Here is a 21,927-nt window from a genome sequence, read left to right as displayed (position 1 = left end):
CCCTTTGACTCAGCTCTTTGGCTGATATTGTTGAACCACCACATGTTTTGCATCGGAGGATGTAAAAAGTGTGGCATAAATAAATGAAAAAATAACGCCCAGCAACACTGTTAAGCCAAAACTGTGAATGGCATAGGTATGACTAAAGGACAGCAAACCAAAACTAAAAAACGTCGACATCATGCACAGGAATAAAGCCATCCCCACCACCTGCGGATGATCATGTCCGTGGCGGTAGAAAATCGCATAGTCCACCCCAATCCCAATGATTAGGAAGGTACCCATAATGCTGAATAAATTAATCTCGACACCCAGCCATGCTTGAATCGCAAACGTGGTCATTAAGGCCATGCTGACAGGCAACACCAAAGGCAGAATGGATTTTTTGCCATATAGTGTCCCTAAGCCAATGGCTAAAATCACCAAAGCGCTGAGTAATAGCCACTGTGCCTGCTCACGGTGCTGTTTAAACAATTCAGACAGTTGATGAACGGGACGTAACAGTTGTACATCAGCATTCTCAAGCTGCTGTACGGCTTTGACATCATGCACATTTTGCAGCATCACCAAACGTTGTGTCGGACTCATCTGCAGAAAATGCAGAGGATGATCTTTAATGACTGCTTCGGTCAACAACGGTTGGTCTTTTAAATGGGCTTGCCAGTTTAAAACATCCGCTGCGTTGAGCTGTAGCGCTTGCGCATATTTCACTAAAGCTGGCTTGGGAATCGCCTGCAACATCGCGATATTGTGCTTCTGCTGCTCAAGCGAGGGAATCCACTGCCCTAAAGCTTGTACAGCATCCAACTTGCCAGCCTGTTGTAAGGGCGCAAGCTCTGCCAGTAGTTGCTGTTCGCGCTGCTCCAACTCTGCTGGGGTTCTGCCCTGTACCACAAAGTATTCACTGCTTTGCTGTTGCATAAAACGCGAACGAATATATTGATCTTCCTGCTTTAAGGTGGCATCCATACTTTGTAAATTACGGATGTCATCATTGCTTTTCAGCAAGGCGAGACTACTACCCATCACCAGTAGAATCAGTGCAATCATGCCATAACGCAGCGTATTTCGACTCTGCACATAACTGCGTGCTTTGCCAATAAAGCCCAAAGCACGTATCGCAGGTTCCGCATTCAGCGCAGGCAAACGTGGCAACAATAAAATACTGGTCACCCATGCGGCGCTCAGTCCAACCATGGAAAAGACCGCAATCTGCTTAAAACCCGGAAATGGGGTAAAACTCAGCACTACATAAGCCAACAATGTAGTCATCAAACCCACAAATAGGCTTGGCAATAATGGTTTTAAAACTGCAAATCCATCCACCTGTCGGTGCTGAGACTGCATGGCCATAAAGTAAAATGAAAAATCGACACAAACCCCTATCAGACTGGCGCCAAAGACCAGTGTCATCAGGTGAATTTCACCGAAAACCCAATACGTCACCGCAAAGGCCACCAGACTGCCGGTACCTACTGCAACCATTTCCGTCAGCATCGGGCGTATCGAACGGAAGCCAAACCAGACCAGTAGTAATATTCCGATGGTCGAACCCACGCCAATAGTCGAGATTTCCTCTTTGGCAGAATTGGTGCCAAACTGTGCAAACAATAACGTGCCTGTCCAGTGCGGTTTAACCTGCAACTGGTTGAGCTGCCGATTGATATTCTGAATAAATGCAGCAGTCTGCTCTTGGTAGGCAATGTTATAGGGACTGCTATTGAGCTGAAGCACCATCAGGCGCGAGATGCCCTGCTCATCACGAATGGTCGCAAAGCCCTGCTCTAAATTGATATCGGCATTATTTTGTAAGGCACTTAAACCCACTGCATAACGGGGAAACAGCAGCAAGGGATCTTGCTTGAGAATTTCAGCCGTGATTGGCATGCCCGGACTCATCAGTTGTAATAAGCCTTGCTCTGTCAGTGCGACATCATCCTGCTTCTGCACAATCTGTTGATCTGTCTTGGATAACAACCCCGCCTTATGTTGATACAGCGCTTGGGCAAATTGATCAGGATCAAGCTGCGGACGAACGGGTAAAAACAGCTGACTTTGGTCGGCTTGGGTTTTGAGTACTTGCGTTGCCTGTTCTAATTGCTGATCTGTTTTGGCATCCAACACCACAAAAACTTTGTCATTTAACTGCCGACTGACATATTGCTGTGCTTGTTCCAGATGAGCATCTTGATGGGCCTCAGGCAACAAAGCAAAAATATTGGTCTCAATCTTAATGCCTTTATTCAGCCAAGCCACGCCCAGTGCCAAAGCAATGACACACAACAGCAACAACCACAGGGCGCTAAATTTATTTTGCCAATTGGAAAAGCGCATTTTCCGCAGCCGTTAAAGTTTGAGGTTGAGCCGTTTGCTGGCTAAAACGAATGATGGTGCGATTATTGGCTTGTTCCAAAATCGTAATACGGTCCACATAACGCTGACCTTGCGCATCGACTTGGACAAAAAGCTTTTTAAATAGACTGCTTTTCGGCGTTAAGCTGACATTCCACTGCGTCGGACTGTAATTGGCAGACACCACGTTAAAGTTTTTAGCGAGTGCCGCTTCATTGCCCGACATCAACTGCAAAAACATCGTCGCTACAGAGCCATAAGGAGTCTTATCGACTTCAATTTGACTGGACGTGCGCTGCGTCTTTTGTACCAGCTTACGCGGTGTCACCACCAAATCGGCTTTGACTGGACTTTGAATCTGCCACAGCACCCCTTGGTTTTTGCTGAACAGCACCGTGCCTTTGGACACATAGGTTTTATTCAGAGCGGCCAGTTTTTTCTGCTGCTCAAATTGGGCACGCACCACAGGCGTTGCACCGAGCTGAGCAAACACCTGTTTCAATTCAGTATTTTGTGCATTCACTGCGGGAGCAAGCACAGTCATCATACTGGCTGTACACGCAACCAAAATCGGCTTAAAAAATTTGTATCGAATCATGCTTGCATTACTCCGCTTTAAATTCAGGCCATGCATTTAAACAGTCCAGCAACACCTGTGGTGACTGGAAGCACATTTCACGTTTTTCAATATGTACCGCCACTTGCGAGGTATAACCCTTGGTCAGCTTTCTGCCTGAAACTGCATCGAAAATCAGATATTCGATTTTTAAGCGATTTTCCCATTCTTTCAAAACGGCGCGCACACGAATTTTTTGCTCAAACTCAATGCCTTGTACATAACGCACATGACTTTCAATCACTGGCCATGCATAGCCCGAGTCACGCATTTGGTTATAGTTATAGTGAAATTGATCCAGCAATTTGCAGCGTGCAATTTCAAAATATTTTAAATAATGCCCGTGCCACACCACATTCATGGTGTCGACATCATGAAAAGGCACTTCAATGATTACATCAGCATGCATGCTCATTTCCTATGAATATTGAACAGCAATGCTGTCTAACAGTTCTAAATCCTCAAAGCGATGAACCAATGCCTGAAGCTCTTGTTGCAAAGGACGATCTTCCACTACATAGGTGAAGCTCTGAAGCACCCAGTGTTGAAATGCTGTTAAAACAGGGCTGAGTTCTGTATCTACCCCTTTGAGTTTGACCGCCTGAACCGCTGCACAGCTGAGTGCCGCAATCACTTGTTCAGTCAGGGTAATCACTCGACTGGCATCACGCGCAGCAATGGTACCCATACTGACTTTGTCTTGATTATGACATTCGGTTGAGCGTGAGAAAATCGACGCAGCGAGGGTTTGTTTCAAGGCTTCTGCTGTCCATGCCGAAACCCCAATTTGCACCGCTTTAAAGCCATGATTCAACGGCAAACGCTCAGGGCTTGAACCGGTTAAATTGCGCGGCAAACCATTGTTCATTTTATAGTCGACCAACTGCGCAAACTGACGATCCATCAAGTCAGCAATATTCGCGATCATAATTTTCAGGCTGTCCATGGCTTGGGCAATATGTCCGCCATAGAAATGTCCACCATGCAGTACCCGCAGGTTCACTGGGTCAATCAATGGGTTGTCGTTACTTGAATTCAGCTCATTTTCAATAAACTGACGCAGCCAGACTTTAGAATCTTCAAACACCCCAATCACATGCGGTGCACAGCGCAGTGAATAACGGTCTTGCAGGCGCGAACTTTGGTGTTCGGTCTGCACGTCACTGTTTAACCAGTCACGTAACTGAGCTGCAATATGTTGTTGTCCCGGATGTGGTTTCTGCGCAAACAAGACTTCATCAAAATGGCTTGGATTCCCTTCTAAAGCCAAAACATTCAGGGCGGTAATCAAAGTACTGGCAAAAGAAATCTGTTCGGCTTTTTTATAATTCAAACAGGCAATCGCGGTCATAACCGCTGTACCATTCATCAGGGCTAAACCTTCTTTAGGACGCATCACCAAAGGCTCCAAACCTTTTTCGGCATACACTTGTGCAATCGGTACGATCTGGTCTTGATAGTACACATCGCGCTCACCGACCAAGGCCCCAGCAATATAAGACAAAGGCGTCAAGTCACCACTGGCACCCACCGAACCTTCTGAGGGAATCACCGGAATGACATCTTCATTCAGCATCCAGACCAAACGCTGTAACAAGGCATGCGAAACACCCGAATAGCCGCGCGCCAATGAACATAAACGCACCACCACGACAGCACGTGCGGTAATTAAGTCTAAGTTTTGTCCCATGCCACAGCCATGAAAACGCGACAAATGTAGTGGTAGCTCATGCACTTGATGGGCCGGAATTTCAACCAAGCACGAGTCTCCATAGCCCGTGGTCACGCCATAAATGACGCCTTCGTCTTGCAACAGCTGATCGAGGAAATCTGCGCCACGTTGAATCAATGCTGTCCATTCAGCAGAGGCAGGCAATGCCACCTGTTTTTCTTTACGCGCTACAGCCACAACATCTTCAATACTGAGCGGAGTTTCCCCAACAATTAACACAAGACTTATCCTTTATTCCAAAAATTATAAAAATTAAACCATTGAAAGGGCGCGCGTATGCAATGCTGTTCCAAAAGTTCCACATACTGTCGTGTGGTCTGCTGCATGGCCTGTAAACGCTCTTTACGTGGCCAATTTAACTGCTCCGCCACTGGGTGAATATGCACTTCAAAATGTGTATCAACTCGATAGCAAAACACTGCCAGCACAGGAGCTTTCAACAAACTGGCCAAAATCCATGCACCTTGTGGCCACAGCGCCTGCTCACCTAAAAACGCAACCGATTGTACCCGATCTGACTGCACAGGTACGCGGTCTGCAGCCACAATCACCCATTCACCTTGATCCAACCTATCCTGTAAAATCAGTGCTGTTTCAATTCCCAACTCATCCACCGAAACCAAATTGACATCGGCATGTTCATTCAGCTTTTTTAAAAACTCATTGAATTTGGTGGCATGTTTTTGATAGACCAACACATTAATTCTCTGCGGATGCTCTGCTTTGACGGCACGAAGCAATTCAATATTGCCAAAGTGTGACACCACAATCACCGCACCTTTTTGATAGTGCGAACGAAAATGCGCATGACCATGCAGCTTTAAGTTCTGCTCAGGAATATGCCCGAGCCAGCCCTCAATTTTATCTAAAATACATTCGCCAAATTGCATCAAATGCGTATAGCTATGCCAAAGCTGCGGCTCAGCCTGAAACGGTGACTGTGCACCTGCAAAATGATGCAGTTTTTTTAAGTACAACAGAGAAGCCTGACGCGCGGTATTGGAAAAGAGCCAGTACCATAAAATCACAAAGTACAAGATGACCCGACACAGCCAGCGCCCACCCAAACGGTAGAAACCCAGCATCAGCATCAGCGGCAACATCCCGCCCCGCTCTTTCACGGCGCTCCATTTCTGCATATGCTTCTCTGACCGCCTTAGCCTTTAACTTTCTGATAAATCAGTTTGGGGAACCGCAGCAGCATGCCACCTAACAAGCGACTATGCGCGCGCGCCATGCCCAAATTGTCACGCCAAACATCAAAATGTGAAATGCCACCTTCAGGGTAAACGACATGCGTGGGCAAATTGATAAACGGCACATTATCCCATTTCAAACGCACCAAAATTTCCGAGTCAAAGCCCATCCGCGGTTGAAACTTGGCTGTATTTAGAATGTTCACCGTCTGCGCCAAAGGATAAACACGAAAGCCACACATGCTGTCTTTAATGTCAAAAGACAGACTGTTAATCCACACCCAAATATGGGTTGCATAACGTCCATAGAGACGTTTTTTTGGAACAGTCGCATCAAAGATCGGCTGACCAATAATCATGGCTTCGGGATGCTGGATAGAGGTGTCTAAAAAGCGTTGCACATCCTGCCAATCATGTTGTCCATCCGCATCCAGTTGCAAAGCATGGCTATAGCCACATTGAAAGGCATGCTTGAGACCCGTGATCACCGCCTGCCCCTTCCCTTGATTGTGGGTATGTTCAACCAAATCGACCCTTGGGTAGTCCTGCTCAAGCTGATGTAACACTGTTGTACAATCAGCATCACTGCCATCATTCACCATAATAATGGGTAACTCAAAAGCGCTTAAATGTGACAGTAACGCAGCCAAATAATGCGGATGGTTATACACAGGAATCACAAAGCAGTGTTTCATTTTTGTCTCTCGGCTTAAACGTCTACAGGGACAGCAAACAGCAAACGTCCTGATGCCAATATTTTGTCATGATTTTTCAGCTCAAAACTGATCTTATGTGCTTTACGGCTGAGCACCAGTTCCAGCGTTTGATAGGGTTGGATCAGTCCTTGAAATTTTAACTGCTCAAAACCATTGCACCACAGTAAATCTGCCCAGTTTTGTTTGGCAAAATGTTGAATAAATCCAATTTGCCCTACGCCCGGATAAATCGGGAAGTTCGGAAAATGCCCTTTAAAGCATTCCAGCTCAGGCACAAACTCCAAAGCATAAGTGATCTGCATATCCTGTGACTGCTGTGTCAATACCACAGGCAGAGTCATCGGCTGAAAGAGTGATTTTAAATACTGTTTGTTCAGCTTCGATTGTGCATTTTGTGGCATTTGCGTTAAAAACCGCCACTGCCGCGGAATCGCGATACTTTCCAATTTCAGTTGTAAGTGTTTTTTCAGCTGTGCGGTAAAGGCAGCTTTACCCTTTTCAATGAGCAGCGCCCTTGCATCATCCGTTAACACTGCCACCACCGCCAACATCTGACGCTGTTCTTTTTCATGAATTAAAACATGGCACTGCTGTATTTCTGCCAACTCAGCGATTTTTGCTTCAATCGCATCGAGACTTAACCGCTTTTCTTCGAGTTTGACAATGCGGTCCAAACGCCCCAACAACTGAAACGAACTTTTGGGATTATCTGCATCCATAACCTGCACTTTATCTCCCGTCAGAATCCAATCCTCGCTATAGGCATGGTTGGTTTTAACGGCTAACTCTTGCTGCTCGGCGCAGTTAATTTCGACATTGGCAAAGGGTGTCCATAGTGCATCATCCGCCTGACGGTGAGCAATCCCGCCTGTTTCAGAACTACCAAACACTTCAGTAATCGGACGGTTCAGCAAAGGACGCACGCCTGCATCCAACTTTCCACCAGAGGAATAGACCCGATGGCAGTCTTGCAACACTACATCTGTGGTCCAGCGCTTCAACAATGCAGGACTTGAAATCAGGTAATTGGGCAGTTGCAGATGGGCAATTTTCTTTTGAAGATCGACCACATCTTCAGGGAAAGCCTGTTGTTTTTGATAGAAACTGCGTCCACTGGCTAAGGGCCACAACAACTTAAACAACAAACCATAAATATGTTGATGACTCACCGTGGCAATCGCAACTGCCCGCTCAGGCAAATCAAAACTGGCTTCCAAACCACAGACTTCATTGAACAATTGTTGCAAGGTGCGCGGAATCTTTTTCGGCTGCCCTGTTGAACCCGAAGTATAGAAATACAGCTGTGCCTGATTGAGAAAGGCAGCATCAAATTGAAGCTCAAAGGTTGACGCGGCTGTCGACGGCAAACGTTTTAAAAAATAAATCTGCTGTTCAGCCAATTCTTTTTCTAAGTCGCTGACCCGATGCGGCGGCAACAGCACTTGCTTAGCTGCTTGCAAGGCTGCAAACAACAATACCAAAAACTCATAACTGTCTTGTTCCCAAAGCGCCCATACTGGCTGTTCCAACTGCTGAATTTGCGTAGCCTGTTCAGCTACATCCAACCAAAAAGTGTGAAAGGACACAAAACTTGAGTCCGCCTGAATACACAAGGGACGCGATGAATGGAGATGGTGTTGAAAATGACAAGACATAAAATTTGTTTTTAAAAACCGTATTTCTAATCGCTATAGTTCGAGGCCACTGTTTCAGTTGCCCTGACGGAAATGCTGTTATTTCTGTGCCTGATGCAGTCGTTGCTGGCGTTTACGCAACACAAACTCACCCAGTAACAGTCCACCCATCAAGACATAAGAGATCAAGCCGTTATACATCACCCAAATTTTCATCGGTGCAAAGAAAACAGTGATCAGGGCAATGACCGCATTGATGCAAAAAAAACCACACCAAACTTTGGTCACTTGACGGGTCCATTCGACTCCTTCTTCTGGCAGATTAGGCTCTGCCAAACGTGCAAAACGCTCAATCATTGAAGGCGGTCGAATCAAGGTGCTGGCAAAAATAAACAGCGCCCCAAGACTCATAAAGACAGGATAGAGTTTAAGCCACGCATGATCTTTTAAAATCAAACTCAGCCCGCCACATAAAATGGCAAAACCTGTCAATGGCCACAGCAGGGCATTGCCCTTACTCAAGAGACGTAAAATGCCCAGTACAATCAATACCGCACTGACCCAGACATACTGTCCATGTGCCAAAGCATAAGCGACAAAAAAAGGATAGAGGATCAAACCGATCCCTGCTACCCCTTTTAAGATGTTGTTCATGCAACTGACATATTCTGAATCACGACCACCACATCTTGAATGGTGCGCACATTTTTAAAATCTTCAGGGTTGACTTGTTTGCCTGTCAACTCTTTAATTTTTACCACCAAATCAATGGCATCAATACTGTCAACATCGAGGTCTGAAGCTAGGTTTGACTCTAATTGCACATCTTCAGGCGCAATTTCAAACAACTCTTCCATCCATTCACGTAATTTTTCTAACACGGTTTCTTGTGCAAGCATAGCAACCTCTTATGCTGTTTTCTGTGCTTCAACCAAAGCCACTAAGCTTTGAATTGATTTAAAATGTTCTTTGGTTTCTGCAGACTCTGCATTCAAATGAATGCCATAACGTTTTTTCAATGCCAAGCCTAATTCAAGGGCATCAATCGAGTCCAAACCTAGACCATCGCCAAACAAAGGCGCGTCTGTATCAATGTCTTCAATACTGATGTCTTCAAGGGCAAGGACATCAATAATCATTTGCTTTAATTCATCAGCAAGATTCGTCATTTAGGGATAACTCTTGGTTAAAAAACCATTGTAATTGTTGATTTAATTGACGTACATTTTTTGGATTAACCGTTACGTCATCCAATACGTCTTCCACTTGGATCGCATCCAAGACTTTTACATGGATATGAAAAGGCTGTTCTGGAATGTGATACCATTTTTCGTTTTTGGTGAGTGTCGAGGGCGTACAGCTAATTAGCACAGGCCGAATCGGTACCCCTGCCCTTAGTGCAATATTGGCTGCGCCGCGCTGAAACTCGTTCAACTGCTCACCTTTTGCTGTTCTTGTTCCCTCAGGAAAGATCAACAAGGACGCGGCATGATCCTGCTGCAATTTGTGTACACAGTCCTGAATAAATTGTTCAGAACCCGCATTTAAAATATAGCCCGCACTTTGCACAGGACCTTTGGTAAATGGATTTGACCACAGTGCCTGCTTAACGACACAGTTTGCTTGCTCCATTAAACCAATTAAAACCACCACGTCAATCAGTGTCGGATGATTGGCAATCACCAACTCCTGTTGACTGTTTTTTAATTTCTCTAAACCTTCAACCGTATAAGTCATAATGCCCAGTTTCACCATCATTTCGGTGAAACCTTTAAAACTGTGTTTAATCACCTTTTGAGTGCGCTGTTTTCGGACATCCAGATCAGACGAACTCAGCTTAACCAGAGGGGCAACCAAACCGCCAATCGCCACACCGCCTAAGCCAAAGCTGGCAAAGCTAAATCCTGTCGCCCCAACCCGCCATGCATAGTTGGCTTTTTGCTTGATTCGATTTAATTTCAGCATTTCGTCCACGCTTCAGATTCAGTTTGCTCAGGATTAGTCCAAAACGTGTTAAATGCTAAAGCTTGCTGATAGGCTGGCGTTGCATTCGTATGCTTTGGCATCAATATCAAATTTGCAGGCGCTAATGAAATCATCGCTGCCATCGCAAAAGCAGAAAATGGCTGATGCTCGATATACATTTCAGGCAAGGCTTCATCATAATACACCAGCAAAACCTGACAGGCTTCTGGCCTTGTTTTTAACCATGCATAAGCTTCAATCAACCCATCATTCCACGAACCTGCCAAACTGGTCGCAGGTGTCGCATCCTGACATAAAATAGAATATAAGCCTGAAATTGCATTATGTACCGAGGTTGAAAATTGAGTCGGTGAAGGCGTTTGCCCTCTCAAGACATCTTCTAATATATTCAGCGTTTTGGCTTCATCACCATATTGCGACACCCAAACAATATAATCGACTTTGTGTGTATTTAAAGTCTGTATTGCACTATTCATAGCCAGCTTTGCTAGGCGCGATAAGCGCCGGCGTTGCATCGCAGGAATGTGTTGTATAGCTGATAACACTTGATCAATCGAACTTAGATTTAAGTGGGACACGTGGAGTTGCATCATCATGATCAGTAATTAAAAAATTGACAATTATCAGGTGTGTAATTATAACACCGAGTTAAATTTTTCACAAAAAATAACAAAACCATGTTGTTTTCAAAAATAAAACTGTGAAATCCATTCAATTATCAATTGCTGTATGCTGAAAAAACAGGAGGTTTTAACTTGGTAAACTATACATACTCATCAGGAGTTTACCATGAGCTAGAAACACAAGACGTATACGGTAGAACTTAAATCTGAAGCCATCAAAGCATTAGAAGCCAATCAAGGCAATGTATCCGAAACAGTTAGAGAACTCGGCATTTCCATGCAGACCCTTTCGCATTGGAACAATAAGGCAAAGGCAGGGACTTTAGCTGGTACTAAACAGTATTCACCTGACCTAAACGCTTTGCTCGAAGAAAATAAGCAACTTAAACAAACAGCTTAAATCCGCTGAAATGGAACGTAAATTTCTAAAAAAGGCAGCAGCGTACTTTGCCAAAGTACGTCAGTAAGGTACGCCTATATGAAATCGCAAAAACACTGATTGCCGATTATTTTGATGGCACGATTACTTCATGTATTAGTTTCTCACTTTTATAATTGGCTAAAACGAGGTGTGAATAAACGATTAGTTCAGCGAAATCAACAAACAAATTTGGTCAAAATAGCGCACAAATAAACGAAACAGAGCTATGACTATATTCGCTTAACCAAGCATTTACAGGCTCAGGTCGTAAAAATTAGTACATATGCAGTATGTCAGATAAAAAAGTTAAATCAGCTGCATTGTAAGTACCACAAACGTTTCAAAAGAACGACGAACAGTGACCATAACTGAGCGATCTATCCAAATTTGCTTGAGCAACAATTCTCAATGATTAAACCAAACCAAGCGTGATTGAGTGATATTACGTATATATGGACGACTGAAGGCTTGTTGTACTTAATAGTTGTAAAAGACGTTTACACGAAACAAGTGGTTGGCTACAGCTTAAATGAGCGTATGACAGCCAAGCTTGTTTGTGATGCATCGAATATGGCTATTCACAATCAAAAACCAGCTAAGGACCTCATTGTACATTCACAAACTTCATGCCTGTAGAGTCTACGAGTAGATGAAGCCCATCACTGTTTTTCTGATAACTAATTGCAATATCAATATGCTTTTGTCTTCTACAAAGCATACTGTAATCTGGTGCTGTCCAATCCAATCCGCAAAGTTTAATTAAGTTTTGAACAAAGCCAGTAACCCTGTGTAAAGTGAGTCTAAATAGAGATTTGATCATCAAATACATTGAATCGCTATGTCGGAGTAAGTTTTACTTAGACCTTATTTGCCTTGCGGTTCTGCATGCCATTGTGTTTTTGGATCGAACCAAATGTCAATATTCCCACGATTAAAGAGTGCTTGGTTATATGCTGACCAATTGGTTGTGCGGTAGATTTTGTATGTAAGCTTCTTCATTTGAAAATTATATTGCTGAAAAAGCCTTTACAGATAGGTTTGTGCAACAAAGCCTATGTGAAGTTGAATGTAGACTGGGAAATCTAACAGATAGATAAAATGATAAAGCTCTTCTAAAAGAGCTTTATTCTAAGAGTCTATAATTTGGATCTAAAATGATTTATTAGGGGGTAACTTTAGGCAAAGATAAAATTAATTTAGCTTCATAGTCATTCAAAACATTATCAATATTTTCAATCCATTTTGTACCATTGGCTACCTGTGCTGATCTAACAACTTTGCTGTAAACGTGAATAGGTTCAGCTGGCGATTTCTTCGTATTGAAGATATCAGTATCAATTTCAGAATGGATTTTAATAGATGCAAATCCTGGCTGGAACCAAGACCAGAATTTATTAATTTTAATATTCAAAACTAGGTCTGCATTCGCCCGATTGGCAGCATTATCTTCAAGAACTTCATAGCCTGATTTCTTAAGTGCTAGAGTTGTACGTTTCTTTAATAATTCAGAAACCGTTTCTTTCTCTAAAAGAATATCACCTAAAGCTTTTCCATAACCGTTACGCTTTCGAGCTACAGCTTTTGCTTTTTCTTCAGCCGTAGCCTTTGCTAAACCACCTTTTAAAGATGGGATATCAGCAGTTGGTGGTTTATCTTGAAAAGACCTTTCATCTTCAACAAGTGCAATAATCACTTTTTTAGAATTACTGGCCTCTTGTGTAGAAACTTGATTAGAGGTTGGAACTTGGATAAGTCCACGAGATGTTGCACATCCTGAAAGTGTAGTGATTAACAACCCAAAAGTTAGTATAAGAAAAAAATGTTTCACAAAAATCCCTCAATATTTATATAGTTAGGTAAAACTTCATAAATATAAAGAAATAGCGCAAAGATTGAAAGATAATTATTCGTATTAGTGGGAAAGTGTTTAAGTTTTGAACCGTACCGGGTTTTTCGGAGACTTTTTTATTTAAGTTAGGCCACCTGACCTAACGGGTTAATCTTATCATAGTACATCGAGCACCATATCTGTATTCATCCGTGTAGATACTTTCCATCCAATAATTGCTCGTAAGAACACATCAAGCTAACAAAGGAAAGCCACCTCTAATGGCTGCTTAACCTCTACTTTTAACTTCGGTTATTTATGGGAGGATTACCCCCCCACCAAACCTACATACATTTTCCCAGATCCAGCTATTTATTTTATAAAAAGAAACTTCCAAATACAGATAATAAAACTTCTACTCATGGTACAATTACAAGAATATTGTTATTTGTGTAATTCCTATGGATGGAAATTGGTTTGAATTTGTCGCGATGCAGGGCATCCAAGCAAGAAATGCTTTCTACATCATCATGGTACCTTTAAAATTTGTACCTAAATTTTTTAAATTTGATGACAATTCACTTCCTCCTTCACTCAGAGCCCAACGAACCTTAAATAAAAGTCGAATCCCACAAATAAGTAGGTATATCACTGAAAATCCTGAAGAATATATTCTATCCTCTCTATGTGCTTGTATTGATGGTGAAGTGAAATTTGAGCCATCAGAGGTTTCCAACAACATGGGGAAACTTAAAATTTCTATGGATGCAACCGTGCTCATCAATGATGGTCAACACCGCCGTGCAGCAATCGAAGAAGCCATAAAGTTAAAACCATATCTTGGTGATGAAACAATCTCTGTAGTCCTTTATGCTGATCAAGGCTTAAAACGTTCACAACAAATGTTTGCAGATCTCAATATGCATGCTGTAAAGCCAGCACAGTCTATTAAGTTATTGTTCAATCATCGAGATGAACAAACTCATATCACTAAATCTGTTATCGAAACTATTCCATTATTTACTGAATTCACCGACTTTGAAAAATCCAGCATTTCAAATCGTTCAACTAAAGTTTTTACTTTTAGTTCGATTCATCAAGCCACAAAAGAGTTATTAGCTTTTAAGAATCGTAATCTAAATACAGAACAATCAATTCAAATTGCAAGCCAATTTTGGCAAGAAGTAATACAATATATTCCTGGCTGGCTCGACCTACTTGAAGGTAAAACTTCATCGTGTCATCTACGCCAAAACTACATTCATGCTCATGGAATTGCACTTCAAGCACTTGCAAGAGTTGGCAATACACTATTGCAAGAACATCCTGAAAATTGGCAAGACTATCTTAGTAAGCTCATTCATGTTGAGTGGTCAAGAAACAATCTATCTATTTGGAATGGTCGAGCATTAGTAGCAGGTAAAATTAATAAATCCCGCAACAATTTGGTTCTTGTAACCAACTATATTCAAAAAGTTCTAGGTATTCCATTGAGTGATGAAGCACAACGAGTTGAAGATCTACATACCAACTCTATTCAAGTTAAACAAAGTACCGCACCAAAAATCGAGGAGATGGTCTAAATGAGTTTTTTTGAGACCAACTCACTAAAAGACATTCATGCTTCAATCCAAGAAGTCTATCTGTCTGATCAGCGACCATGGGTTGTTGGATATTCAGGTGGTAAGGATTCTACTTGTGCCTTACAACTGGTATGGAATGCCCTAGCTTTATTACCATCTGAGCAACGACAAAAACCCGTGTATGTCATTAGTTCAGACACGCTGGTTGAAACCCCTATTATCGTTCGCTATATCGATAAAAACCTTGAAAACATCCAAAAAAAGTCTGATGAACAAGGCATGCCTTTTATCGTTCAAAAAGTGAGTCCACGTGTTGAACGTTCATTTTGGGTAAACTTAATTGGTCGTGGCTATCCTGCACCAAGTAATAAGTTCCGTTGGTGTACAGAGCGTTTAAAAATTGAACCTGCTAATGATTTTATTACACAACGCGTTGCTGAGTTTGGTGAAGTCGTTGTTGTTCTAGGTGTACGCTCTGCCGAAAGTGCAACACGTGCACAAGTTATTGCAATGCATAAAATTAAAGGCACCAAACTGGCTCGCCATTCTTCTCTTTTAAACGCTTTCGTGTTCGCGCCAATTGAAGCCTTTACGACAGATGACGTTTGGAATTATTTGCTGCAAAACAAATCACCATGGAATAATGACAACCGCGAGTTAGTCACCATGTATCGAAATGCTCAAGCTGGTGAATGCCCTCTTGTTGTCGATAAAACAACTCCTAGCTGTGGTAACTCACGTTTTGGTTGCTGGGTATGTACTGTTGTGCAACAAGATAAGTCAATGGAAGCAATGGTCGAGTCTGGTGAAGAATGGCTTGAACCATTATTGGAATACCGAGACCTGTTGTCTTCAACGCAAGATCCTGAAAAGAAATTCATTTATCGTGAATTTAAGCGCCGTAATGGTCAAGTTGCTTTTAACCATGCAAATGGCAAACTGGTTCCAGGTCCATATAAATTAGATTTCCGTAAGGAATTGCTCGAAAAACTTCTAGAGATCCAAAAACAAGTTCAGGCCGAAGCACCTATTGGTGAAGCACCTGTGCTTATTCACCCTGCCGAATTGCATGAAATTCGCCGTCTATGGCGCTCAGAAAGTGGGGATTGGGCAGATTCAGTACCTCAAATTGTAAAAAGCACTTTAGGCATCGATTTAGATTGGGAAATTGAGGATAGCGTTCTCTACAATACTCAAGACTTTGCTTTGCTTGATCGCATCTGTAAAGAACATGAACTTCCTACCGAGCTCATGGTCAAGCTTATTGGTGTGGAAAAAGCCTCTCATGGTCTCAAACGACGCCATAATATCCATAACCAGCTGAGCAAAGTCCTTAACGAGGAATGGCGTGATTTGAAAACCATTCTCTCTGATCGCAACTCTGATCAAACCATTGATGACATTATCGAAACTGAAGATGAAGAAGCATCTTTTGCTGAAGAGATTTCTTCAGGTCAGCTAGATTTATTGAATAACGCTGGAGCTAATCCATGATTATCAAATCATTAATTTTGGATAATGTTGGTTTATATAGTCAGCGTACCGAATTTTCTTTAGAACCTAAAAAATCATCTATTACCAATCGACCAATTATTCTGATCGGTGGTCGTAATGGTGCTGGTAAAACGACATTCTTAGATTCTGTTCGTTTAGCGCTTTATGGTAAACGTGCTTTAGGCCTTGGAATTAGTACGAAAGAGTACCATCAATATTTACTCAGCAAGACCAATCAGAACCATCTTGAACGTGCTTCAAGTGTTGAACTGACCTTCATCTATACTGAAGGCAGTATCCCTGCTGAATTCAGAATATGCCGCTCTTGGTCTTTATCTAGTGATGGACAAATCCGTGAAAATTTAGATCTAAAGAAGAATGGTGAAACTGTTACGTCTGTACCAAAACAAGAATGGGAAAACTTTTTATTAGAATTGATTCCTATTGGTGTTTCACAATTGTTCTTTTTCGACGGCGAAAAAATTCAGGATATTGCTGAAGACAATAATGCATCTTTATCAGATGCGATTAAGAACCTTCTCGGGATCGACCTTATTGAAAAGTTACGTCTGGATTTACATGCTTACTTAACTCGAAACAAATCAGATGATCAGAATCAGAATGATGTTGAGAGTTTGACCAAAGAATTAAATGAGCTTAAATCTCAAGAGAACACACTGAAAAATGAATATGCTCAACTTAAGTTCGAGCATCAATCCTTACTAAAAAATATTGAGCAAAAAAGATTACGTTTTGTCTCTGAAGGTGGTGCTATTGCGTTGGAATATGACCAACTCAAAGCGAAGCTCTCTCAGTTAAATAAAGACATTAATACTTGTAAACAAGAGCTAGTGAATTTAGCTAATGGCCTGCTTCCCTTTCTCTTTGCACCAAAACTTATTGCAAAATTCAGTAAGCATTTAGAAGGTTCATCAGCAGATCAAACTTCGACCCAGAAGCTTTTTGAACAGACGCTTAGCTCATTCCAAAATAGTTCCATTCAGAAAAAAGAACTTTGGAAAGATGAGCATTGGAAAAATTTAAATGAGTTTCTTGAAAGTTACTTCAATACTCAGCCACAACTAAGTAAACATATTGCTTTTTCTGAATTGTCTGAACCTCAGCAGGCTTTAACTAAATTATTCAGCCTAGATGCTGAAGTGAAGAAACATGTTAAATCACTCTTTGAACGTTTTACTTTCTTAAATCAAGAAAAAGAAGCAACAGAGTTTTCAATCGCACGTGCTGAAAATGCTGAAGACTCGAATGCCTACCTGGATGAGCTTCTTCAGAAAGAACGTAAACTGGGCGAACTTGATCTAACTTTGAATCAGAAAGAAGAAGAAGTTCGTAAAATCAGCTGGGATGTTGTAACAGCAGAACGAAATCTTAAAGCTGCGAGTGAAGCAGTAGCGGAGTTCGCTTTACAAAATCACAAAAACTCTTTAGCGGCCAAAGGTATTAAAGCACTCATTGAATTTGAGACGGCGCTTCTTGAGCAAAAGATCAATCAAGTTCGTCATAACTTTGTTGAGATTTTCAACTCATTACTACGTAAGCGTAATTTCATTACGGACTTACAGATTGACCCAAAAAGCTTTAATACTCAGTTAATTAAAACCAATGGTAAGGTTGTCGAAAAGTCTGCTTTATCTGCTGGTGAAAAGCAGATCTATGCGATTGCGATGTTATGGTCTTTGGCTAAAACTAGCGGACGACATCTGCCAATGATTGTAGATACTCCACTTGGCCGTTTAGACCGTGAACACCGCGACAACCTGATGAAGTTCTACTTCCCTCACGTGAGTCATCAAGTCATTATTCTTTCCACTGATACAGAAATTGATGATTTATATGTTAATCAATTAGATGAATTTATCTCAGAAAGCTACTTACTTGAATACAATCACGAGTTAAGTTCTACCCAAGCATTACCAGGTTACTTTACTGATCTGAAACGTACCAATACGACGGAGAAGAGAATTGCATTACAGCAAGCTTAAAATTTCATCTGAAGCAACTACTCGCCTACGTATGCTAAAACAACGTACGGGTCTAACACCAAACTTGCTTTGTCGTATTGCTCTGATGATGTCTTTAGAAGAAGGGCCTTTGGGTAATATTCCCCTACCGAATGAGGATGGTTCTGAGTTTAATGCCTATACGCTTACAGGTGAAAATACAGATCTGTTCTTATCACTGCTTCGATATGTTGAAGACAATAAAGAAGACCCTTTAGAAAATAAAGTTTTACTTGATCGTATGCGTGGACATATACATAGAGGTGTTGGTGCTATGTCTGTGCGTTATAAGTCATCTGAAAGTTTAATAGCTAATATTTAACATAAAGGTAGGTTCAAAACCTGCCTTTTTCATGTATACAATACCCATTAGAATCAAAACCATAAATAAGCTTTAAATAGGAGAACACAGTGATTAAAGCTTCATCCGTCTCAATTGAGAATTTACTTGGGCACAATAACGAATCAATAGAGCAAAAATATTGTATACCACCCTATCAAAGAGCCTACTCTTGGAAAAAGGATCAATGGGATCAACTTCTTGCAGATGTTCAAGATAATGAATGCGGATATTTCATTGGTTCAATATTATTGATTGATAAGTCAAACACTCAAGAAGAAAAAATAAAAACTTATGAAGTAATTGATGGCCAACAGCGTTTAGTAACGTTATCAGCTTTATTAATCACCATTTACTATAATCTTTTGATTGAATTAGCACAAAAACCCACCAATGATGAAGGTGTTTTTGAATTTAGATTACATATTAGAAACTTAATAATCGGAAGTAGAACTAATAGAATTGATAGACTTACTCTTTCAAATCAAGATAAAAATTTTGAACATTATAACCAAATACTAGATGAAGTAATTAAACTTAGCAATGATAATGAAATCAATCATGAAAATGCTGTTGAAAAATATTTCAAATATGAAAATTACGAAAATAAAAGTACAATATTAGAAGTAATTAAACATTTCAACAATGAGATTACAAAAATACTTTCCGAAGTCAAACCAGAAAAAAAATTGATCAACTTTTAGATCTTTACACCAAAATAAAACTCACCAAATTGGTACGTATTGAAGTAGATGACGAATCATCAGCATATACAATTTTTGAAAGCCTAAATGATCGTGGCACACCTCTCAGCCCAATGGATTTGATTAAAAACAAAATCATTAGTGAAATAATTAAAGCAAATGAAGATGATAAAATAACACCTGAAGTAATTGACTCAAAATGGAATATTATTACTAAAAATATTAAAAAATCAGATGAACAATTTAGATTCTTAAAACATTACTATTACGCTTTTTCAAATGAAAGAAATACAGGAAATATAAAAAAAATAACAAAATCAAACGTTATAAAGGTTTATTTTGAGTTCATCAGGAAATCAAAAAATAAATTAGATCTTCTAGAAGACTTAATTTCCAAATCAAAGATATATTTCAATATTTTAAATCCATCCAACATAGATGAGAAAAATGAATTAAATAAAAAATTAATCCCTTATAAAGAAACTTTAATTGGGATAAATAAGGTAAAAGCAGTACCCTCACACTCACTTATTTTATATTTATTAAGCCAACATGAAGAGCTGAATATAAGTAAATTAATTAAATTTATTGAACTTTGGTTTATACGTCGTCATTTAGAAAACTCACCACAAACCAATAAATTAGATAATATTTTCTTGAAAATTATTGTTGATTTAAAAAATTCAACGCAAGTCGATTTAGATAAAATAATATTAGAACTAAGTGAGTACTTTAGTCGAACTAGTAAAAATGAATTTATACAGAAGTATAAGCATATCCCGATGTATAAAGAAAGCAAAGATGCTACACGAGTGTTATTAATCAGAGTAGAGCAAAAATTAAGCAACCTACAACAAAATACTCGAAATCTGTGGGATAAGAGTTGGACTATAGAGCATGTATTACCTCAAAATCTAGATTCTGTTACTGACAACTTAGACTTAATACACTGGAAAAGTATATATAATGAAGATATTCATAGTAAATGGGTTCACACTATCGGCAATCTAACTTTAAGTGCACATCCATATAATGCTGAAATGTCCAGAAAAATATTCAAAGAAAAATGTTTACTAAAACATGATGATATATCTATTGGATTAATTAATGAACTTTCAATAAATAAAGATTTTAAATCAACATATGATAAAGACGAAGATTGGGCACCAGAAAAGATCATTCATCGAAGTGAAAACATATTAACTCATTTCATTGAGTTATATGATAGCTTCTCATCCACTTCTGGAAGCTTTTTCATTGATTAATTAGTTTTATAATACAGCAATACTGCCAATTAAGAGGTAGTATTGCTTATAGAGCTATCAATTTCAGTTAAATAAAACCATTAGTTAAACCCAAGAAATTAAGACACTTCCAAATGTTTAAATAACTCCCAAAAAGCTTTGTCTTTCATCTTCACTAGCTTCTTCTGACCATCAATATATAAGCTGTAATGCTTATCAAGTTTACGAACAGTTTCCATCAAATGCTCTTGCTCAGACTTATCATCTACATTAAAGATCGCTTTAATATCGCCATTACTGATTTGTGCGACACGGTGGATCACCCAAGTCAAAATATATGCTGAGTAGTTATTTTCACCAGTTTTAAAATGCGTAATATCCTGTGTAGATAAGACCACGCCTACCCCATACTCACGGCCTTCTTTAAGAACCTTGCGTAAACTCGGGAAATCTTGAGACATAAAGTTGTCAGCTTCATCAACAAGGATCATCTTTGTGATTTGTCGATAGTCACCTTGAACTTGAGGTTTACCTTGTTTCTGCATCTGTGAATAAAACAAATCCAAAGTTAAAGCAACCACAAGATTTTGAACTTGAGGGGTAAATCTAGCTAATTCAATAACTAGGACACCATCTAACAAATCATACAAACTTGAGCACTTCTTATGATCTGGCTCAAAAATTTCTAAGTCATTTAAACTTTCGAGTGCTGCATATAAAGAATCAATAGAAGGATCAGTAGCCTCAAATAAATCCCACACATCTTGAATGGTTGGTGCAGGTAAATACCATGTTGCTGAATCTGATTTATCAATACCAGCTTGCTCATAAGCGTCTAAAACTAGCTTACGTAGTGTAGCCTGCTGTTTGACACCCAATCCGAAAGCCTTAGCCATCGTTTCTGCAAAACCACGTGCCGTGTGCACAGGTAATAAAGGAGTATTGCCAAATAAACTGAGGGGGTTAAATGGTAATTTATGAGGTATATATTTTTTTACAGCATTGATTTCTACAAACTCATCATCCACATAATCTGATTTGTAATCGAAAATCAACATACCGATTGGCGCTGAATTGACATTAGATTCTTGGTTCTGCATCAATTGCGTAATGAGCGACTTGGTAAATTGCGTCTTACCAGTACCCATCGTGCCAATAATTCCTGTATTGGTATTCATAAACTTAGCAGTATTAGTGGGTTCCCAATACAACTGTTCGTGAGTAATCGCATTTTCACCAAAATGTATACGCAACGGACCACTATTGACTAAAGCTTGTTGAGGAATAGGCATTGTTACAACCTCAGTAGCCTCAGTAGCCTCAGTAGCCTCAGTAGCCTCAGTAGCCTCAGTAGCCTCAGTAGCCTCAGTAGCCTCAGTAGCCTCAGTAGCCTCAGTAGCCTCAGTAGCCTCAGTAGCCTCAGTAGCCTCAGTAGCC

At 40.4% G+C, this 21,927-nt stretch carries 20 protein-coding genes and 2 pseudogenes; 7 read left to right on the top strand and 15 right to left on the bottom strand.

Translation table 11 applies throughout. The annotated features are described in order from the left end of the window. Window positions 1-9 precede the first annotated feature (9 nt). From FTT76_RS05800 to FTT76_RS05745, 12 genes are all read right to left on the bottom strand, one after another. Window positions 10-2,334: an MMPL family transporter gene (locus FTT76_RS05800; protein WP_180003140.1), complete on the bottom strand. Its 2,325-nt coding sequence runs from the start codon at window positions 2,332-2,334 to the stop codon at window positions 10-12. Next, window positions 2,309-2,950 (bottom strand): outer membrane lipoprotein carrier protein LolA, encoded by a 642-nt coding sequence (locus FTT76_RS05795; protein ID WP_168369544.1) that lies wholly within the window; start codon window positions 2,948-2,950, stop codon window positions 2,309-2,311. The genes FTT76_RS05800 and FTT76_RS05795 overlap by 26 nt, the downstream gene beginning before the upstream one ends. Before the next feature lie 7 nt (window positions 2,951-2,957). Next, window positions 2,958-3,377 (bottom strand): thioesterase family protein, encoded by a 420-nt coding sequence (locus FTT76_RS05790; RefSeq protein ID WP_005012597.1) that lies wholly within the window; start codon window positions 3,375-3,377, stop codon window positions 2,958-2,960. Window positions 3,378-3,386: 9 nt separating this feature from the next. Next, the gene (gene hutH, locus FTT76_RS05785; protein WP_168369545.1) at window positions 3,387-4,919 is read right to left on the bottom strand and encodes a histidine ammonia-lyase; all 1,533 of its coding nucleotides are present in this window, start codon (window positions 4,917-4,919) and stop codon (window positions 3,387-3,389) included. A 5-nt stretch (window positions 4,920-4,924) separates the two neighbouring features. Continuing rightward, window positions 4,925-5,839 carry an acyltransferase gene (locus FTT76_RS05780; RefSeq protein WP_168369546.1) on the bottom strand — a complete coding sequence of 305 codons (915 nt, stop codon included), beginning with the start codon at window positions 5,837-5,839 and terminating at the stop codon, window positions 4,925-4,927. A 17-nt stretch (window positions 5,840-5,856) separates the two neighbouring features. Continuing rightward, window positions 5,857-6,591 carry a glycosyltransferase family 2 protein gene (locus FTT76_RS05775; RefSeq protein ID WP_168369547.1) on the bottom strand — a complete coding sequence of 245 codons (735 nt, stop codon included), beginning with the start codon at window positions 6,589-6,591 and terminating at the stop codon, window positions 5,857-5,859. A gap of 14 nt (window positions 6,592-6,605) precedes the next feature. Then, window positions 6,606-8,267 carry an AMP-binding protein gene (locus FTT76_RS05770; protein WP_180007370.1) on the bottom strand — a complete coding sequence of 554 codons (1,662 nt, stop codon included), beginning with the start codon at window positions 8,265-8,267 and terminating at the stop codon, window positions 6,606-6,608. Between the two features lie 78 nt (window positions 8,268-8,345). After that, window positions 8,346-8,900: a septation protein IspZ gene (locus FTT76_RS05765; RefSeq protein WP_005090850.1), complete on the bottom strand. Its 555-nt coding sequence runs from the start codon at window positions 8,898-8,900 to the stop codon at window positions 8,346-8,348. Further along, on the bottom strand, window positions 8,897-9,145 hold the full coding sequence (locus FTT76_RS05760) for an acyl carrier protein (protein ID WP_005090852.1): 249 nt from the start codon (window positions 9,143-9,145) through the stop codon (window positions 8,897-8,899). Before FTT76_RS05760 ends, FTT76_RS05765 begins: the two co-directional genes overlap by 4 nt. A gap of 9 nt (window positions 9,146-9,154) precedes the next feature. Then, window positions 9,155-9,415 carry a phosphopantetheine-binding protein gene (locus FTT76_RS05755; RefSeq protein WP_005090854.1) on the bottom strand — a complete coding sequence of 87 codons (261 nt, stop codon included), beginning with the start codon at window positions 9,413-9,415 and terminating at the stop codon, window positions 9,155-9,157. Next, complete coding sequence (locus FTT76_RS05750; protein ID WP_005090856.1) at window positions 9,399-10,211, bottom strand: 1-acyl-sn-glycerol-3-phosphate acyltransferase; 813 nt, start codon at window positions 10,209-10,211, stop codon at window positions 9,399-9,401. The genes FTT76_RS05755 and FTT76_RS05750 overlap by 17 nt, the downstream gene beginning before the upstream one ends. Further along, on the bottom strand, window positions 10,205-10,825 hold the full coding sequence (locus FTT76_RS05745; protein ID WP_180007391.1) for a beta-ketoacyl synthase chain length factor: 621 nt from the start codon (window positions 10,823-10,825) through the stop codon (window positions 10,205-10,207). Before FTT76_RS05745 ends, FTT76_RS05750 begins: the two co-directional genes overlap by 7 nt. Window positions 10,826-11,030: 205 nt before the next feature. On the opposite strand from FTT76_RS05745, the pseudogene FTT76_RS05740 reads away from it, so the two are divergent. Beyond that, a pseudogene (locus tag FTT76_RS05740) lies at window positions 11,031-11,894 on the top strand (IS3 family transposase); the annotation flags it as partial. On the opposite strand, the pseudogene FTT76_RS05735 reads toward FTT76_RS05740, so the two are convergent. Further along, window positions 11,893-12,275 (bottom strand): annotated as a pseudogene (locus FTT76_RS05735) (transposase); the annotation flags it as partial. The pseudogenes FTT76_RS05740 and FTT76_RS05735 sit on opposite strands and share 2 nt — an antisense overlap. A 163-nt stretch (window positions 12,276-12,438) precedes the next feature. Next, complete coding sequence (locus FTT76_RS05730; RefSeq protein ID WP_070153988.1) at window positions 12,439-13,104, bottom strand: flagellar biosynthesis protein; 666 nt, start codon at window positions 13,102-13,104, stop codon at window positions 12,439-12,441. A 461-nt stretch (window positions 13,105-13,565) separates the two neighbouring features. Between FTT76_RS05730 and dndB the strand changes: the two genes are divergently transcribed. The 6 genes from dndB (at window position 13,566) to FTT76_RS05700 (ending at window position 20,511) form a co-directional block, all read left to right on the top strand. Further along, window positions 13,566-14,687 (top strand): DNA sulfur modification protein DndB, encoded by a 1,122-nt coding sequence (dndB, locus tag FTT76_RS05725; protein WP_180190159.1) that lies wholly within the window; start codon window positions 13,566-13,568, stop codon window positions 14,685-14,687. Further along, window positions 14,688-16,181, top strand: a complete 1,494-nt coding sequence (gene dndC / locus FTT76_RS05720) for a DNA phosphorothioation system sulfurtransferase DndC (protein WP_180190158.1) — start codon at window positions 14,688-14,690, stop codon at window positions 16,179-16,181. Further along, window positions 16,178-18,184 (top strand): DNA sulfur modification protein DndD, encoded by a 2,007-nt coding sequence (gene dndD / locus FTT76_RS05715; RefSeq protein ID WP_180190157.1) that lies wholly within the window; start codon window positions 16,178-16,180, stop codon window positions 18,182-18,184. The genes dndC and dndD overlap by 4 nt, the downstream gene beginning before the upstream one ends. Further along, window positions 18,165-18,524: a DNA sulfur modification protein DndE gene (gene dndE, locus FTT76_RS05710; RefSeq protein ID WP_180190156.1), complete on the top strand. Its 360-nt coding sequence runs from the start codon at window positions 18,165-18,167 to the stop codon at window positions 18,522-18,524. Before dndD ends, dndE begins: the two co-directional genes overlap by 20 nt. An 89-nt stretch (window positions 18,525-18,613) precedes the next feature. Next, window positions 18,614-19,246 carry a DUF262 domain-containing protein gene (locus tag FTT76_RS05705; protein ID WP_180190155.1) on the top strand — a complete coding sequence of 211 codons (633 nt, stop codon included), beginning with the start codon at window positions 18,614-18,616 and terminating at the stop codon, window positions 19,244-19,246. Beyond that, entirely contained in the window at window positions 19,231-20,511 is a 1,281-nt protein-coding gene (locus FTT76_RS05700) for a DUF262 domain-containing protein (RefSeq protein ID WP_373686535.1), read from the top strand. Before FTT76_RS05705 ends, FTT76_RS05700 begins: the two co-directional genes overlap by 16 nt. 98 nt (window positions 20,512-20,609) lie before the next feature. On the opposite strand, the gene FTT76_RS05695 is transcribed toward FTT76_RS05700, so the two are convergent. Further along, window positions 20,610-21,927 (bottom strand): ATP-binding protein (locus FTT76_RS05695; protein WP_180190153.1); only part of this gene is annotated, 1,318 nt, incomplete at its 5' end.

The organism is Acinetobacter sp. YH01009, from assembly GCF_013420765.1.
Classification (GTDB): Bacteria; Pseudomonadota; Gammaproteobacteria; order Pseudomonadales; family Moraxellaceae; genus Acinetobacter; species Acinetobacter amyesii.
Note: the sequence above shows the minus strand (reverse complement) of the source record. Positions and strands in the feature narration are given on the sequence as shown.

Excerpts from the sequence above, each read along its gene's own strand:
- FTT76_RS05800 (WP_180003140.1), bottom strand. The coding sequence starts at position 2,334 with ATGCGCTTTTCCAATTGGCAAAATAAATTTAGCGCCCTGTGGTTGTTG.
- FTT76_RS05795 (WP_168369544.1), bottom strand. The coding sequence starts at position 2,950 with ATGATTCGATACAAATTTTTTAAGCCGATTTTGGTTGCGTGTACAGCC.
- FTT76_RS05790 (WP_005012597.1), bottom strand. The coding sequence starts at position 3,377 with ATGCATGCTGATGTAATCATTGAAGTGCCTTTTCATGATGTCGACACC.
- FTT76_RS05780 (WP_168369546.1), bottom strand. The coding sequence starts at position 5,839 with ATGCAGAAATGGAGCGCCGTGAAAGAGCGGGGCGGGATGTTGCCGCTG.
- FTT76_RS05775 (WP_168369547.1), bottom strand. The coding sequence starts at position 6,591 with ATGAAACACTGCTTTGTGATTCCTGTGTATAACCATCCGCATTATTTG.
- FTT76_RS05770 (WP_180007370.1), bottom strand. The coding sequence starts at position 8,267 with ATGTCTTGTCATTTTCAACACCATCTCCATTCATCGCGTCCCTTGTGT.
- FTT76_RS05765 (WP_005090850.1), bottom strand. The coding sequence starts at position 8,900 with ATGAACAACATCTTAAAAGGGGTAGCAGGGATCGGTTTGATCCTCTAT.
- FTT76_RS05760 (WP_005090852.1), bottom strand. The coding sequence starts at position 9,145 with ATGCTTGCACAAGAAACCGTGTTAGAAAAATTACGTGAATGGATGGAA.
- FTT76_RS05755 (WP_005090854.1), bottom strand. The coding sequence starts at position 9,415 with ATGACGAATCTTGCTGATGAATTAAAGCAAATGATTATTGATGTCCTT.
- FTT76_RS05750 (WP_005090856.1), bottom strand. The coding sequence starts at position 10,211 with ATGCTGAAATTAAATCGAATCAAGCAAAAAGCCAACTATGCATGGCGG.
- FTT76_RS05745 (WP_180007391.1), bottom strand. The coding sequence starts at position 10,825 with ATGATGCAACTCCACGTGTCCCACTTAAATCTAAGTTCGATTGATCAA.
- dndB (WP_180190159.1), top strand. The coding sequence starts at position 13,566 with ATGGATGGAAATTGGTTTGAATTTGTCGCGATGCAGGGCATCCAAGCA.
- dndC (WP_180190158.1), top strand. The coding sequence starts at position 14,688 with ATGAGTTTTTTTGAGACCAACTCACTAAAAGACATTCATGCTTCAATC.
- dndD (WP_180190157.1), top strand. The coding sequence starts at position 16,178 with ATGATTATCAAATCATTAATTTTGGATAATGTTGGTTTATATAGTCAG.